Below are 15,317 nucleotides of genomic sequence, written 5' to 3'. Positions count from 1 at the left end.
CACAAATTTGCCGAAAGCGGCGGCAATGGCGGCTAGGGTTTCATCGTCATGGCCTGTGAATATCGGGTATTGTCTTTCTTTGGGTTGGTGCTCACGCCTTTCTGCGCTTATATGAAAGACTGGCCTCGAACAGGTAACCCATGCGCTTTTCCAATTCTTTTCTCGATGAGATACGCGACCGCGTGAACATCTCCGATGTGATCGGCCGACGTGTGTCCTGGGACAAGAAGAAGACCAACACGCCGCGGGGCGATTATTGGGCCTGCTGCCCGTTCCATGGCGAGAAGAGCCCGAGCTTTCACTGTGAGGACCGTAAGGGGCGCTACCATTGCTTCGGCTGTGGCGTTTCCGGGGATCATTTCCGGTTTTTGACTGATCTTGAGGGCCTGAGTTTTCCAGAAGCCGTTCAGCAGATCGCCGATATGGCCGGCATCTCCATGCCGCAGCCCGATCCGCAGGCTGAAAAGCGAGAACGCGAACGCACGTCCTTGCAGGACGTCATGGAAATGGCGACGCTGTTCTTTCAGGACCAGTTGCAGACGGCACTTGGCGCGCGGGCGCGGGCCTATCTGCGCGATCGCGGGCTGACCGGGCGCACCATCGAAACATTCCGGCTCGGCTTTGCACCTGATAGCCGCAACGCTCTCAAAGAACATCTGGCGAGCAAGGGTGTGGCGCGCGAACAGATGGAAGCCTGCGGACTGGTGGTGCATGAGAACGTGCCGGTCTCCTACGACCGGTTTCGTGACCGCATCATGTTTCCGATCCTGTCGTCACGCGAAAAGGTGATCGCTTTCGGCGGCCGCGCCATGGCGGCGGATGCGGTGGCCAAATATCTGAACTCCAACGAGACCGAGCTTTTTCACAAGGGCAACGTCCTTTATAATTTCGCCCGGGCGCGGCGTGCCTCGCAGGCCGCCGGCGGCACGGTCATCGCCGTTGAAGGCTATATGGATGTCATCGCGCTCTATCAGGCGGGCGTTGAAAATGCCGTTGCGCCGCTCGGCACGGCGCTGACGGAAAGCCAGCTCGATCTCCTCTGGAAAATGTCGCCGCAGCCGATCCTCTGCTTTGATGGCGACGGTGCCGGCATTCGCGCCGCCAATCGCGCGGCGGATCTCGCCCTGCCGCATATCAAGCCTGATCGCTCCGTCAGCTTCGCGCTTCTGCCTGATGGCAAGGACCCGGACGATCTCGTGCGGCTGGAAGGCCGCGCGCCTTTCGACAGAGTGCTTTCCGAGGCAAAGCCGCTCGCCGCGATGATCTGGAGCCGCGAGACCTCCGGTGTCAGCTTCGATACGCCGGAAAAACGCGCCCAGCTTGAAAGCCGCCTGCGGCAGATCGTGGCCGTGATCGGCGATGAGGCCGTGCGGCGGTTTTACCAGCAGGATATGCGCGACAGGCTGAATGGTTTCTTCCAGCCGCGTTTCCAGTCATCCGGGTCGCAGGGTGGAAATTTCCGCCGCGATGGCGCTCAGGGAGCCGGTCGCGGTTTTCAGCGCAACACGTCTGGCAGGGGTGGGGCGATGGCCGCGCCGGCGAGCAGCATCTCGGACCGGCTGGCGCAGTCTGGTCTCGTCAAGGGACATCAGACCAAACCCTCGCTCAGGGAAAGCGTTCTCGCCATCACCATCGTCAATCACCCCGAGCTGCTGCTCGAGGAATATGACGAGATCGCCGCGATCGATTACGAAAACCGCGATTTGCAGCGGCTGTGGTCCACGGTGCTGACCTTTGCGGCGGAAAGTGCGGCCGACATATCTCGGGCAGGCCTGATCGAACGCCTGTCGCTGCAGGGCTTCGAGGTGCTTTTGAAGACCATGGATCAGCAGGTGCGCAATGCCCGCCTTTGGACGGCCACCGAACAGGCCGCAATGGAAGATGCGCGGGAAGGATATGTGCAGGCGCTTTCGCTGCATAAAAGGACGAAGTCCCTGCTCTGGCAGAAAAGGGAGCTGGAGCGGGAAATAGCCGAGGCGACGGATGACGAGCGCGGTACACTTCTGGTGCGGGCGCTGGCCGAAGTTCAGCTGGAAATCGGCCGCATGGAAAATCAGGAGGCGATTATCGACGGTTTCGGGGTCATGTCCGGGCGGGTGAAGGGGCCTGCCTTCGGCCATGGGTAGGGGCGGTCGGGAATAATTGAAAGACGTGTGGGGTTGCCTTTTGCGGCAGGCGTCCTAAATAGGGGGTAGTCTGGTGATAACCCGCAAAATGCGGCCTTTTTTACGAATTTCCTTGGCTGTCTCGCCCGCAAAGGCTTGACGCGACGGGAAATAGCGGGAATCACCATTTCAGGAAAAGTAAGGTGGAATGGGCCTTGGCGGATAGAAATTGCATGAGCAAGCATTTCCGGGTGCACTGTCTTTGCATTCTGCCTGAGGCTGCCGTGGTTAATCGGCAATTAAAGATCACTCCGTTAGGTGTCTGACAGTGATTCGCGGCAATCCGCCGGATGCTCAAGGGGCGGACGGCGATGCGGCGGAACAGGTGTTAGCGTCAGGGAAAGCGACGAGATAGATGGCAACCAAAGTCAAAGAAAACGAAGAAGCAGAAAACGAACGCGACGGTGCGACGGACGGTCCGCTTCTCGATCTTTCGGATGACGCGGTCAAGAAAATGATCAAGGCCGCCAAGAAGCGCGGCTATGTGACGATGGACGAGCTGAATTCCGTTCTTCCGTCCGAAGAGGTAACGTCCGAGCAGATCGAAGACACGATGGCGATGCTGTCCGATATGGGCATCAATGTCATCGAGGACGAGGATGCCGAGGAAGCAACCGCCAGCGACGACGACAGCGATTCCGACGGTGAAGAGTCCGAAGGCGGCGAACTGGCCCCCTCCGGCGGCACCGCACTTGCGACCGCAAAGAAGAAAGAACCGACCGACCGTACCGATGACCCGGTGCGCATGTATCTGCGCGAAATGGGGTCCGTCGAGCTTCTGTCTCGCGAAGGCGAAATCGCCATCGCCAAGCGTATCGAGGCCGGCCGCGAAACAATGATTTCGGGCCTGTGCGAAAGCCCGCTGACGTTCCAGGCGTTGATCATCTGGCGCGACGAACTCAACGAAGGCACGACGCTGCTGCGCGAGATCATCGATCTCGAAACCACCTATTCCGGCCCGGAAGCGAAGGCTGCGCCGCAGTTCCAGAGCCCGGAAAAGATCGAGGCGGATCGCAAGGCTGCCGAAGAGAAGGAAAAGACCCGCAAGCTGCGTGCGCCGACCGGCGACGAGGATGTGACTGACGTGGGCGGCGACGGCCTTCCGCCGGAAGAGGAAGAAGAGGACGACGACGAGTCCAATCTTTCGCTTGCCGCGATGGAAGCCGAACTGCGTCCGCAGGTCATGGAAACGCTCGACACCATTGCCGACACCTACAAGAAGCTGCGCAAGCTTCAGGACCAGCAGGTTGAGGCGCGCCTTGCCTGCACGGGTACCCTGTCTTCCGGCCAGGAGCGTCGTTACAAGGAACTGAAGGATCAGCTGATCACGGCCGTCAAGTCGCTGTCGCTGAACCAGAACCGTATCGACAGCCTCGTCGAGCAGCTCTACGATATTTCCAAGCGTCTGATGCAGAACGAAGGCCGTCTGCTGCGCCTTGCCGAATCCTACGGCGTCAAGCGCGACAGCTTCCTCGAGCAGTATCACGGTGCGGAACTCGATCCGAACTGGATGAAGTCCATCGCCAATCTGGCCGCGCGCGGCTGGAAGGAATTCGCCCGCGAAGAAAGCAACACGATCCGCGAAATCCGTCAGGAAATCCAGAACCTCTCCACGGAAACCGGCATTTCCATCGCCGAATTCCGCCGCATCGTATCGATGGTGCAGAAGGGCGAGCGTGAAGCGCGTATCGCCAAGAAGGAGATGGTCGAGGCCAACCTGCGTCTGGTGATCTCGATTGCGAAGAAATACACCAACCGTGGCCTGCAGTTCCTTGATCTCATTCAGGAAGGCAATATCGGCCTGATGAAGGCGGTGGACAAATTCGAATATCGCCGCGGTTACAAGTTCTCGACCTATGCGACCTGGTGGATCAGGCAGGCGATTACCCGCTCGATCGCCGACCAGGCCCGCACGATCCGTATTCCGGTGCACATGATCGAGACGATCAACAAGATCGTTCGCACTTCGCGCCAGATGCTGCACGAGATCGGCCGTGAGCCGACCCCGGAAGAACTGGCGGAAAAGCTGGCCATGCCGCTTGAAAAGGTGCGCAAGGTTCTGAAAATTGCCAAGGAGCCGATTTCGCTCGAAACCCCCGTGGGTGACGAAGAGGATTCGCATCTCGGTGACTTCATCGAGGACAAGAACGCGCTGTTGCCGATCGACGCCGCCATTCAGGCGAACCTGCGCGAAACGACCACCCGCGTTCTTGCCTCGCTGACGCCGCGTGAAGAGCGCGTTCTGCGCATGCGTTTCGGCATCGGCATGAACACCGACCATACGCTGGAAGAAGTCGGCCAGCAGTTCTCGGTTACGCGCGAACGTATCCGTCAGATCGAGGCGAAGGCGCTGCGCAAGCTGAAGCATCCGAGCCGCTCGAGAAAGCTTCGCAGCTTCCTCGACAGCTAAGCTTTTGCTTCTTTTAAAATTGAACCCGGTCAGTCACCTCTGGCCGGGTTTTTTGTTTCACGCACTGGCGAACTCTGCGACAAGCCTTATGTGTGAAAACAGGGATTCCGCTTTTATCGGAAATGCTCCGGTTCGATTTGGTTCGATGAGATGCAACAGGTGTCTGTAAGTAGATGGCGTGGGAAAGGATGGGCAGTGCCCGTCTCCGTGCTGCTGCATCTTGCCGTTGTTGCGATTTTCCTTTTCGAACTGCCCGAGCGGATAGCCGAGCCGCAGGAGCCGGAAAGCATCAGCGTCGATCTGGTGCCGCCGCCCGAGGAGAAGAAAGCGGAGGAAGGCAAACCGCCCGGTGCGGAAGAGGCAAAGCAGGAGGAGAAGCCGCAACCTCCGCCACCACCGCCGGCCGAGGAATCAAAACCTTTGCCGCCCATGCCGGCAACGTTGCCCGCCATCGCCATGAGGCCGGAAGAGGCGCAGTCGGACCCCGAGGACAAGCCCGGAAAGGCGGAAGAAGCGGAAAAGACCGAGCCCTCCGAGCAACCGGAAAGCCAGCCGGAAAAAACGGCAGATGAGAAGCCCGCGCCCGCTGCCGCCAACAGCGATCTTCAGGCCTCCGCCGATCAGGGGGAAATTGCGGTTTCGCCCGTCAGGCAAGAGGCTGAGCCGGATCAAGCACCCGTGCCGCAAGCGAAGCCCACAGAGGAAAAGCCAGCTGACGTGGCGGAAGAAAAGCCCGCTAAACTTCCTGCTGCCAAAAGTCTGCTTTCCTCGTCGCTGCTTTCCCCCGCCCAGAGACGTCAGATGTTCGGTGATCTGCCGCCCCGCCGCCGTATTGTTAATCTTTGCAGCACAGAAGCTCTGGCCCAAATTCAAAATGCGGGTTTTGCTGCCAGAGGCATGATACCGACATCGGATACCGGCCGTAAGATTTCCGGAAGTTCGATCGACGCGACTGGTGGTGCATTCAACGTTGGTGGAACCTGGTATGATGTGTCGTTCCAGTGTGACGTCGATCTTGAAAACTACGCGGTCACGGAATTCAGGTTTAAAATCGGGAACGCCATCAGCGCGGAGGATGCGAAAAAGCGGGGTTTCACGAGATTTCAGTGAGGGATTAAGTGCTGCGTCCGCATGGCTTCCAATCTCTCCGACGTTATCCTCGGGCTTGACCCGAGGATCCATGATCGTGCTGGGTTGTGGATCCTCGGGTCAAGCCCGAGGATGACGTCCAGTATGGGGAGGCGTTTAGCGAACGTTTTGTTACCGACGCCCGCGCCTTTAAGCCCGCTCCGTATCGCCCACCAGCAACCCAATGCCCGCCATCAGCGCATCCTCATCATAGGGCTCCCTGATAACCGGCACGTTGCCGAATTCATCCGGCACCATGCTGCCATCCGCATAACCGGTGGCGAAGAGGAAGGGGATGCCGCGGCGGTGGAGCTCGCGGGCAACGGGAATGGAGGTGTCGGAACCGAGATTGATGTCGAGGATGGCCACATCCGGCACGTAGTTCTTCAGCTTTTCAATGGCCATGGCGGAGGAGGTTGCCGTTTCGATCGTCTTGATGCCGTTGTCTTCCAGCATGTTCTCGACATCCATGGCGATCAGCATCTGGTCTTCGACAAGTAATATTTTCAAACTTTCCTCCCGGTTGTAGCGTCTGGGCTGCGGCGCGGTTTCGTCCTCGGTTTTCGCGTCGGAGGCTGTCATCGTTGCCGAAACGTGGCGGGATGGCAGGAGAATTTCCGCCTCCAGCCCATCCGGCAGATATCGCATCGTGCTGCGCCCGCCGAGATCGTAAGGGATGCTGCGGCTGATGAGTGCGGTGCCGAAACCGGCGCGCGACGGTGTCGGGAGTTTGGTGGGCAGAATTTCGCGCCATTGCATGGTGCAGTCGCGGTTCTCGTTGATTTCCCAGTGCACATGCAATTGGCCTCCGGTCTGCGCCAGCGCGCCGTATTTGGCCGCATTCGTCGCCAGCTCATGCAGGACCAGAGCCATGACGGAAAATGCGCGCGAATCGAGCGTTACCTGTGGTCCGGCAAGCTTCACCACGGTTTCGGGCGAACGATGCGGCGACAGTTCGGCATCCAGCAGATCGCGCAGCGAGCCGCCGCCTTCACCGCGAATGATCTGGTCATGGGCAAAGGACAATGCCTGAATGCGGCCCTTCAGCGCACCGACATATTCCTGCAGGGTCTTGCCTTCCTGCGAGGGATTGCCGACCAGCGACTTGATGATGGCGAGAACGTTCTTGACGCGGTGGTTGAGTTCCTCGTTCAGCATGCGCTGGCGTACTTCTGCACGCTCCCTTTCGCCGGCCATCAGCTCGCTATGATGGAACGCGACCTCGACGAGCGCAATTCTCGCCGCTTCGGCTATTTCCCGGTCCGCTTCCGACCATGGCTGCGCCTGCAGGCGAACGGTTTCCTTCCAGATAGCAAAACTCTTGCGCGGGGTGAGACGATCGCCCATCGGGCCGGTCTCATAGGATTTTTCCGGATTTCCGGCCCAGTTGAGGTTTTGCACGATCTCCTTGCGGAAAAACAGGAGATAGTCGTTCTTCACCTGCGATAGCGGAATGGCGAGCATTCCGGCCGCGGTATCCGCATAGATTTCCGCTTCAGGAATGGCTTGGGACAGCGCATGGGTGGCCCAGACCTTTCCTTCCGAAGCCGAGGCGACAAAGCGCGCCAGTCTTGGAATTGCCTCATGCGGGGGCGTCGCGCCGTGGCTGTGCCAATTGTTGCCAACCCAGAGCCCAACACCGTCGCACGGCATCAGATCGGCAAAATCCTGGAAACTGTCGACGAGCAGTTCTTCTATGTGGGAATGATGCGCGGCAAGCCGCAGAAAACGGTCCAGCGCGGCATGAGCCTGGTTGACCGTATCGAGCCTGCGTTTCTGTTTCAGCACCTGCAAATGCATGGAGAAGAACTCTCCAAACATTTCGGCGGCGATCCTGACCGGCATTGTCAGAACGCGCGGTGAATAGTGGTGGCAGGCGATGAGGCCCCAGAGCGCGCCATCGACAATCACCGAAATCGACATGGAGGCGCCAACGCCCATATTGCGCAAATATTCGCAATGGATGGGCGAAACGCTGCGCAGATGCGCGAAGGACAGATCGAGCGGTTCACCGGAGGCATCGAGCGCAGGCAGCACCGGCACCCGCGCCCCGCTGGCGTCTGAGATGATGCGCAGCGTATTCTTGAGATAGAGCGCGCGGGCCTGCTGCGGTATGTCGCTGGCGGGAAAATATTGCCCGAGAAAGCTTTCCAGTTCCGGCTGCTTCGCCTCCGACACCACCTTGCCGGCGCCGTCTTCCTCGAAACGGTAGATCATCACCCGGTCGTAACCCAAGGTCGCCTTTATCAGCCGGGTCGTTCGTGAAATCAGGCTTTCGACGCTGTCCGCCTCGCGGATGCGGTCCACCATTTTGCGTGCCGTGCCGAGCGGCTGCGTCTCGCTGCGGGATGGTTCGAATTCGATGATCGTGGTGGATTTGTAGCGGTGGAGGGAAATATCAAAATTGCGCCCATCGCGCATTTCCATGTTCGGCAACATGGCGGGACGCGTGGTCCTGCCTGTCACCGTGAGGGCGTTGCGAAGATCATGGACGACGTCTTTGCCCAGCACCTCTTCGGCGGTCTTGCCGTTGATATCGCCATCGAAGCCTAAAAGATCGAGGCAGTTTTCCGAATGCCGCACGATCATGCGCAAGGCGTTATCACACGCGATCAGACAGCCATGCGGCTGGATATAGCCTGGAATATGAATGGGTTCGCGGTCGCAATTCGTCAGGTCGACATTATAGTCAGTGGGTGCCATGAATCAGTCTTTCGCACCCTGTGCCTGTCTTGCGATGGATATTTCGTGTCCGCGGAAAGATGAGCAAGCCTGAATAATTCATTATGATATTGCCAACCCTTCCCCGTTTCTTGCAACCGTGACGTCGGTTTTCCGTTCTGCTGTTATAGGCCGCAGTCATTTGATTGTCGTATTCCTATCGTCATCGGACACAATTTGACATGGCACAACGTTCTCAGTGACGATTTTGTTCCAAATTATTTGAAGGAAAAAATGTGCCGCAGAAGAAAATGACCATCGCCACGCAAGGGCAGGGCCTCTACGAATTTACAGCCGAAGCCAGTCGTTTCGTAAGGGACACCGGTATGGATGAAGGCTTGCTCACCATCTTTGTCCGCCACACATCCTGCTCTCTGCTTATCCAGGAAAATGCCGATCCGGATGTAAGGCGCGATCTCACAATGTTCTTCTCCCGCCTCGTGCCGCCATCGGATGATGCCTCCATGCGCTGGGTGGTCCATACGCTTGAGGGTCCCGACGATATGCCCGCCCATATTAAATCGGCGCTCACGGCAGTTTCCATCGGCGTGCCGATCAGTGGTGGCAGGCTCACACTTGGCACCTGGCAGGGCCTTTATCTTTTCGAACACCGCGATCAACCGCATCGCCGTGAAGTCGTGCTGCATATCTCCGCCTGATTTCCCGTTAACATCCATGAACGTATGCTGAATATGCGGTTCGGTCCGCGTTCAGGCGGGCGGGTCTAGGGTCTCGTCAATCGCCGGGGGACATTCCCTGCCGGCGCAGAAACAAACGGAGTGAGTTCATGTTCAGCACCTTTGCAAAAGCCGGCCTGGCTGCCCTCATCGCCCTTGGTGGAATTTCGGTCACGGCTCCCGCCGCATCAGCCGGCTCGGATGTTCAGTTCAGAGTTCAGGTTCAGGATGGATATGGCCACGGCCACCGTCCCGGCTGGGGACGCCCGGATCGCCCGCGTTTCGGTTGCTCGCCGCGGTTTGCGGAAGAAAAGGCAAGCCGCATGGGTCTTCGCCGTGCGCGCGTGGTTGACGTATCGCCGCGCCGTGTCGTGGTAGCGGGTTTCGATCGTCACGGCCGTGACCGCATCGTTTTCGCCAATGAGCGCGGCTGCCCGGTAATCCGCCGCTAAAAACGGCCGATATTGATCCGCCGAAATCCCCCGCCCTTCGGGCGGATCAAAAAAATGCCCCTCGCTCGTCCGGAAGGACAGGCGAGGGGCGTTTCTTTTTGTGCATTGCCCACGGCAGCTTTACGCCACCTTGGCGGCAAATGGCGGGCGACGGGTAATGCCGCCGCCCGCTGCGATTTATTCGCCGAGCGCGAAGGTGACGTTAACGACCACGCTGTAGCTGTTTTCGCCAGAGGCGATTGGAACGCTGTCGGCTTCCTTCGCCATTGCGGCGCGCATCATGCCCTGCGGCACCGGCATCGGGCGCTGCATGTTCTCGCTGATCTGGATGACGCGGCCAAGCTTCACGCCTGCTGCTTCCGTCAGCGTTTTCGCCTTGGCCAGCGCATCGGCCACGGCCTGCTTGCGGGCTTCGGTGACGGTTGCTTCCGGCTTGTCATTGGTGAAGCTGATATCGCCGCCCTGGTTGATTCCGAGCTTGACGGATGTATCGAGGATCGTGCCGAGCTTTTTCAGGTCGCGCACGCGCACGGTCAGGCCGTTGGAAACCTGATAGCCGGTGATCTCAGGCGCGACATAGACACCGTCCTTTGGCTCATAGTGCTTGTAAAGCGGCTGCACGGAGAAATTGCTGGTCTGCAGATCCCGGTCTTCGATGGCGGCCTCTTTCAGCGCCTTCAGAACATCGGCGAGCGCCTTTGAATTTTCGGTCAGAGCCGCAGCCGCCGTTTCCGCCTGCTTGACAACGCTGAAGGACAGGATCGCCATGTCCGGCGCGATGGCCGCCTGGCCTTCACCGGTAACGCTGATGGTGGCTTCGCGCGGGTTGGCGTCCTGCGCAAGCACCTGGCTGGAAAGCGGCATGATTGCTGCTGCGGCCAAAGCTGTGAGTGCGAAAAGGCGGGCCTGTTTTGTCTTCATGGTGTTTCCTCGTTGATTGTGTCCCTTTAGAGGGTATTGCCTTAGATTGTGTAGCTAATACGGCAGCGCCCACTCGCGATAGCATCAATGGCTTGTCGGGCTCAAAAAATTACGTTAGAGCGTGACCCACCGGATTCGAACCATTGCGAAGCCGGTATTTCGGATCACCTTGTTCCGATAGGGGCCTGTAGCTCAATGGTTAGAGCCGGCGGCTCATAACCGCTTGGTTGGGAGTTCGAGTCTCTCCGGGCCCACCATTTTCCTCATATTTCGAGTGAATTAGGGCGATTCGGCACGGCAAGCCGGTGCTCCGATCATTGCCGTATTCGGGATTTCTCTTTCGCGTATCCCATAAAAAATCCGACCAGCCTTCGACTGATCGGATCATCACGTGCGAATTTTCAGCTATGCGGTCAGTTGCAGACCCGCATGCTTTCGGTGTGCCAGCCGCCGTCATAGGAATTGGGAACGCGGCGATCTTCGAACCAGCAGCGCGGGCGGGGCGGCGGTGGCGGCTCGTAGTAGCGGGGGCCGTTATTGCTGTTGGCGATGGCGCCGCCGATCAGGCCGCCGATGACGCCTGCGGCGAGGCCGCCGGCAATCGCTGCGCCATCATTGTGGCGGCGATGTTCGCGGTAGGGCGGCGGGGGTGGGCCGCCACGGTCGTAACCACGGTCATAGCGCGGACGATAGGGATAGTCCTGAGCCGAGGCTGTGCCGTAGGATGCGAAGACGCTGCCGGTGGCGACCAGCGCGGCAATGGTGGAAAGAATTATCTTTTTCATCGAGGGCTACTCCATAAGCCTGCCTTGGGAATAGAGGCTCATTATGCCCGCATGATGGCATGGGCCTGCTGAACGGTCCGTGAATGTTTCATTTCTGCGGGGTTCATATTTTTCGTCCCGCTAAAATCAATATGTCTGAAACAATACGAGCTTCCAGGCGTGAAAAAGCCCGGCGAATGGCCGGGCTTTTGGGGATGATATTGCTTGGTCGGGATCAGAATTTCACGCCGAGACCCACCTTGACGGTATGCTGGTCGAAATCGGTGTTGACGCCGAAGATGTCCTTGTCGCCATAGTCATTGTAGCGATATTCCAGCCTGCCGAACACATTGTCGGTGAAGGCATAGTCCAGACCCGCGCCGACCGTATAGCCGTTGAACGTGGTGCTGTCCTTGCCGGCGCCGGGCGTTTCGATGAAACCGCGCGTGGCTGTCCAGCCGGCGGTACCATAGAGCAGGGCACGGTCGAAAGCATAACCGACGCGGCCGCGGACGGAGCCCTGCCAGTCGGTGCCGATCTGCACGCCGGCATAGTCATTATCGTTCCAGTTATAATCGACGTCACCCTCGATGCCGAGGACCAGATTATTGTCGAACTGGTAATTGTAACCGGCAAAAGCGCCCAGAACGCCGCCGTCGAAACTATCCGACGCGACGGGGCCGCCCGCCGAAAAATCGCCATTCGCCCAGCCCGCGCCGCCCTGGATACCAAGATAGGGACCAGACCAGGTGAAGACCGGCAGGGTTTCCTGCGCGACCGGAGGCGCCGGCGTTTCGTAGACGGCATCCGCAGCCATTGCGGTGCTGGCCGAAAGGGCCAAGAGTGACGTTACGATCAGCGTTTTCATTGTGTTTCTCCCTGAGCTGATTGACCTTCATAGCATATATTAGGTGCATTTAATATGGGTTGGGGTTCAGCGGTTCCAAGAGGTGTCCTGTCCTCGTTGAATGCCGGCCAATCCCACCGTGATCGCGGCGTTTTTTATCGCCCCGCCATGGTGTTCTGATGCGGCGAACGTGTTGAGCGGTGTTTGGTTCCCTTTGCGGTTTCGCCGAATATCCGGCTGCGCAGTGAGTTGGTGTCACGCTTGGTTGTCTTGACAGAGGGGGGCACGACCATAGAGTTGTGCATGTCTGCCGCGATGCGGTTGCTTCGGCGCGGCAATTGCGCCGCGCCCGAAACGGTATTTTTGCCGGGCAGACGCGCAAGGGAGGACGGGATCGCATGAGGGTTAGTTTTTACCGGGGAGGGACGACGTGATCGTCGGAGCCGTTCTCAGTGCCATTCTTCTTCTTACTCTCATCGCATTTCCGCGGCATCTCAAACCCGTCGTCATCTGCCTGCTGCTGATCTGGGCGACCACGGCCGCTTTCGTCATTTATGACTGGTGGCGCGGCAGCCAGCGGCTCGATCATGTCGTTGCAACAGCCAGTTTCGATGCGGCTTGCCCGGATGCGGCGTTGCCCATTCGCGTCAGCTTTCGCAATGACAATGATGTCGCCGTGCAGCGCCTAACTTACACGCTGGAAGGGTTCGAACCGGCCTTCCGCGCTTCCGTCGCCTTCGATCCCTATCAGGTAAGCGAAAGGCGGATCGAGGCTGGCGAAACATTTGCCGCATGCCGCGCATTCCGGCTGCGCAACAATGAAAGGGTGGAACCGCAACGTCTGGAATGGCGCGTCACCGTCATTTCCGCCGAGTTCGATTGAGCGGGGCCACCCGGCTTCCGGCCATCACGGTATTTTGAGAATTTCCGCGCTGTCGCGCAGCCTTCTGAAAAGGCTTGCAATGCAAAGGGTTCATGCGGCAGGCGGATCTCCTGTCTGCCGCGTCAGGGCGGTGGTGGCCGCTGCCTGACTTGTTTTCGCCCGTTTGCGATGCCATCTGCCACCCCGTCCGATGAATATCGCGGGTTGACGTTTTGCGTATTGTTCTGAAGTTTTTGAAAATCACGGCCATCGGCCTTGTCGCCCTGCCGGTTCTGGCGGGCGCGCATATGGGCATCGGTCAGCTGACCGGAAATTTTCACGAAGTCATACCCGGTGAGCTCTACCGTTCGGCTCAGCCGAGCGGCAAGGACATCACGGCCTATGCCAAGGCCTATGGCATCAAGACCATTATCAATCTGCGCGATGAGAAACGCGAAGGCTGGTATGACGCTGAAAGCCAGGCGGCAAAGAACAACGGCATCCGGCTGGTGGATTATCCGCTGAGTTCAAGCGAAAAGGTCTCGGTGGAAGATTCCGAAACGCTGGCGGCCGTGCTGCGCAACGCGGAAAAGCCGATCCTCATTCACTGCGAACACGGCGCCAACCGCACCGGACTTGCGTCGGCGATCTATGTGGGTGCCGTTGCCGGAAAGAGCGAGGCCGCCGCCGAGTTTCAGCTTTCGCCCTATTACGGCCATGTGCCGATCCCCGGCATCGGGCGTTATGAAATGTACCAGTCGTGGGACGATTTCGAGGAAACCATCGGTTTTTGAGGGTTTTGCGATACGCCTGCTTACCCCGTCACCCCGGACTTGATCCGGGGTCCAGCGTGATCAAGTATTTGATTACGTAAGGCTTTTTTTCACGGCGCAGACGCGCCGTGGCTGGATGCCGGATCAAGTCCGGCATGACGGAGGCGTCAGGCGCTTCAATAAGCCCCGCCACTTTCCTTGATCACCTTCGTCAGACTTCCCGTTGCCGGGAAAAGCGGGATAAGGCACGCCTGAAGCGCGTGGTAGATATCGCCCTTGCCGGGGAACAGCGTATGGGCGGGAACCAGATCTTCCGTCAGTTCCTCATGCCACCCGCCATTGTCGTGATCGATGAAGTTGTTGGCGATCGTGCTCCAGATACGACGGTAGCTGTCCTCGTAGAATTCGTCCGCCGGCAGGTTTTCGTTGAGGAAGTGGGCTGCACCCGCCGCCTCGCACATGGGCCACCAGAGCTTTGCCGTCTTGTCCGGATTGTCGTTCCAGTCGAGCGTGTAAAAGAAGCCGCCCTTTTCCCGGTCCCAGCCGAGCGTCATGGATTGCACGAAGAGCGATTTGGCCGCCACCGGCATCCAGTCGTGGCGACGTTCACCCAGCACCCATAATTGCAGGATGAGACGCGCCCATTCCAGCCAGTGGCCGGGGGTGGAGCCGGAGGGGCGGAACATTTCGTTGCCGCGATAGTCCTTGTCGAGCGTCCAGTTTTCGTCGAAGTGCTCCGGCACGCGGAAATCCAGTTCACCGGCGCGGCGGCGGATGACGAGGTCGGCGATGCGTTCGGCCTTGGTCAGATAATTGCTGTCGCCCGTCGCCTCATAGGCGGCCATCAGCGCCTCTGTCAGGTGCATGTTGGAGTTCTGGCCGCGATAATTGTCGATGGGCGACCAGTCGCGATTGAATTCCTCGGCAATCGCGCCGTGTTTTTCTTCCCAGAAACGGGTTTCGAGCACCTCGGTGATGTCGGCCAGCATCTTGTCGGCAAGGGGGTGGCCGACGGTCTTGGCGGAAGAGGCGGCCAGAAGCACGAAGGCGTGGCCGTAACCCTGCTTGGTGGAATCGAACGGGCCGCCATCATTGACCTGCCAGAAATAGCCGCCGTGCTCGCTGTCGCGATGTTTGTTCCAGAGATAGGTCATGCCATGGTCGACAATATCGCCGCAGCCGGGCCGGCCGAGCAGGTGGCCGATGGAGAAGCAGTGCACCATGCGCGCCGAGGCGTGGATGCCGCGCACGGGATCTTTTCTTTGCAACGGTGCGCCCCTGGCGTCGAGATCGAAGAAGCCGCCGGCGGCATTAACGGCGCGGTACTGGAAGAAATCGAAAAGGCCCTCGGCCTGTTTGACCAGCCATTGGCGATGCCACGGCAGGGCATTCCAGTTCCGGTTGTTATGGTCGTCCTCGGGCATTTCGTCCTCCATACGGTTTGCTGCTTCGGCTTATATCCTTGCCGTATAAACCTGTCATCTGTCAGTGAAATTTCGTAGTCTGCCGCAACGACGCAAAGCCATGTCTGTCCCTTGAAGATATATTGACATAAACATATCTTTATGTGACTTGACGGTTTGCGATCTTGCAAATC

At 58.8% G+C, this 15,317-nt stretch carries 12 protein-coding genes and 1 tRNA gene; 8 read left to right on the top strand and 5 right to left on the bottom strand.

Annotated elements, in window-relative coordinates:
* Positions 1–140 precede the first annotated feature (140 nt).
* From dnaG to OK142_RS11285, 3 genes are all read left to right on the top strand, one after another.
* Entirely contained in the window at positions 141–2,126 is a 1,986-nt protein-coding gene (gene dnaG, locus OK142_RS11295) for a DNA primase (protein ID WP_003494759.1), read from the top strand.
* 394 nt (positions 2,127–2,520) lie between these two features.
* Entirely contained in the window at positions 2,521–4,575 is a 2,055-nt protein-coding gene (gene rpoD / locus OK142_RS11290; protein WP_003494761.1) for an RNA polymerase sigma factor RpoD, read from the top strand.
* A 195-nt stretch (positions 4,576–4,770) separates the two neighbouring features.
* Entirely contained in the window at positions 4,771–5,685 is a 915-nt protein-coding gene (locus OK142_RS11285; RefSeq protein WP_498682793.1) for a DUF930 domain-containing protein, read from the top strand.
* Between the two features lie 168 nt (positions 5,686–5,853).
* On the opposite strand, the gene OK142_RS11280 is transcribed toward OK142_RS11285, so the two are convergent.
* Positions 5,854–8,406: an HWE histidine kinase domain-containing protein gene (locus OK142_RS11280; RefSeq protein WP_498682791.1), complete on the bottom strand. Its 2,553-nt coding sequence runs from the start codon at positions 8,404–8,406 to the stop codon at positions 5,854–5,856.
* A gap of 254 nt (positions 8,407–8,660) precedes the next feature.
* Here OK142_RS11280 and OK142_RS11275 point away from each other — a divergent pair, with 254 nt between their 5' ends.
* Together OK142_RS11275 and OK142_RS11270 are read left to right on the top strand one after the other, a co-directional pair.
* On the top strand, positions 8,661–9,083 hold the full coding sequence (locus OK142_RS11275) for a secondary thiamine-phosphate synthase enzyme YjbQ (protein WP_498682790.1): 423 nt from the start codon (positions 8,661–8,663) through the stop codon (positions 9,081–9,083).
* A 128-nt stretch (positions 9,084–9,211) separates the two neighbouring features.
* Positions 9,212–9,553 carry a hypothetical protein gene (locus OK142_RS11270; RefSeq protein ID WP_003494768.1) on the top strand — a complete coding sequence of 114 codons (342 nt, stop codon included), beginning with the start codon at positions 9,212–9,214 and terminating at the stop codon, positions 9,551–9,553.
* Between the two features lie 177 nt (positions 9,554–9,730).
* Here the strand turns inward: OK142_RS11270 and OK142_RS11265 are convergent, their stop codons facing one another.
* Positions 9,731–10,474: an SIMPL domain-containing protein gene (locus OK142_RS11265; RefSeq protein WP_313609851.1), complete on the bottom strand. Its 744-nt coding sequence runs from the start codon at positions 10,472–10,474 to the stop codon at positions 9,731–9,733.
* Positions 10,475–10,655: 181 nt separating this feature from the next.
* Between OK142_RS11265 and OK142_RS11260 the strand changes: the two genes are divergently transcribed.
* Positions 10,656–10,731: transfer RNA gene (locus OK142_RS11260), tRNA-Ile, on the top strand.
* A 156-nt stretch (positions 10,732–10,887) separates the two neighbouring features.
* Here OK142_RS11260 and OK142_RS11255 read toward each other — a convergent pair.
* Together OK142_RS11255 and OK142_RS11250 are read right to left on the bottom strand one after the other, a co-directional pair.
* Positions 10,888–11,259, bottom strand: a complete 372-nt coding sequence (locus OK142_RS11255) for a hypothetical protein (RefSeq protein WP_003494773.1) — start codon at positions 11,257–11,259, stop codon at positions 10,888–10,890.
* 214 nt (positions 11,260–11,473) lie between these two features.
* Positions 11,474–12,106, bottom strand: a complete 633-nt coding sequence (locus OK142_RS11250; RefSeq protein WP_003494775.1) for an outer membrane protein — start codon at positions 12,104–12,106, stop codon at positions 11,474–11,476.
* A gap of 409 nt (positions 12,107–12,515) precedes the next feature.
* Between OK142_RS11250 and OK142_RS11245 the strand changes: the two genes are divergently transcribed.
* Together OK142_RS11245 and OK142_RS11240 are read left to right on the top strand one after the other, a co-directional pair.
* Positions 12,516–12,968 (top strand): hypothetical protein, encoded by a 453-nt coding sequence (locus tag OK142_RS11245; protein ID WP_137037992.1) that lies wholly within the window; start codon positions 12,516–12,518, stop codon positions 12,966–12,968.
* A gap of 212 nt (positions 12,969–13,180) precedes the next feature.
* Positions 13,181–13,741, top strand: coding sequence for a dual specificity protein phosphatase family protein (locus tag OK142_RS11240; RefSeq protein WP_003494778.1), 561 nt, complete (start codon positions 13,181–13,183; stop codon positions 13,739–13,741).
* Positions 13,742–13,896: 155 nt separating this feature from the next.
* Here the strand turns inward: OK142_RS11240 and OK142_RS11235 are convergent, their stop codons facing one another.
* Positions 13,897–15,156 (bottom strand): AGE family epimerase/isomerase, encoded by a 1,260-nt coding sequence (locus OK142_RS11235; RefSeq protein WP_498682785.1) that lies wholly within the window; start codon positions 15,154–15,156, stop codon positions 13,897–13,899.
* Between the last annotated feature and the right edge of the window lie 161 nt (positions 15,157–15,317).

Origin of the sequence: Agrobacterium sp. BT-220-3 (genome assembly GCF_025910175.1) — a bacterium.
GTDB lineage: Bacteria > Pseudomonadota > Alphaproteobacteria > Rhizobiales > Rhizobiaceae > Agrobacterium > Agrobacterium oryzihabitans.
This window is presented reverse-complemented; position numbering and strand designations above follow the sequence as displayed.

What these genes read in the sequence shown, in the direction of transcription:
- OK142_RS11270 (WP_003494768.1), top strand. Translation starts at nt 9,212, where the DNA reads ATGTTCAGCACCTTTGCAAAAGCCGGCCTGGCTGCCCTCATCGCCCTT.
- OK142_RS11265 (WP_313609851.1), bottom strand. Translation starts at nt 10,474, where the DNA reads ATGAAGACAAAACAGGCCCGCCTTTTCGCACTCACAGCTTTGGCCGCA.
- OK142_RS11255 (WP_003494773.1), bottom strand. Translation starts at nt 11,259, where the DNA reads ATGAAAAAGATAATTCTTTCCACCATTGCCGCGCTGGTCGCCACCGGC.
- OK142_RS11235 (WP_498682785.1), bottom strand. Translation starts at nt 15,156, where the DNA reads ATGGAGGACGAAATGCCCGAGGACGACCATAACAACCGGAACTGGAAT.
- rpoD (WP_003494761.1), top strand. Translation starts at nt 2,521, where the DNA reads ATGGCAACCAAAGTCAAAGAAAACGAAGAAGCAGAAAACGAACGCGAC.
- dnaG (WP_003494759.1), top strand. Translation starts at nt 141, where the DNA reads ATGCGCTTTTCCAATTCTTTTCTCGATGAGATACGCGACCGCGTGAAC.
- OK142_RS11280 (WP_498682791.1), bottom strand. Translation starts at nt 8,406, where the DNA reads ATGGCACCCACTGACTATAATGTCGACCTGACGAATTGCGACCGCGAA.
- OK142_RS11250 (WP_003494775.1), bottom strand. Translation starts at nt 12,106, where the DNA reads ATGAAAACGCTGATCGTAACGTCACTCTTGGCCCTTTCGGCCAGCACC.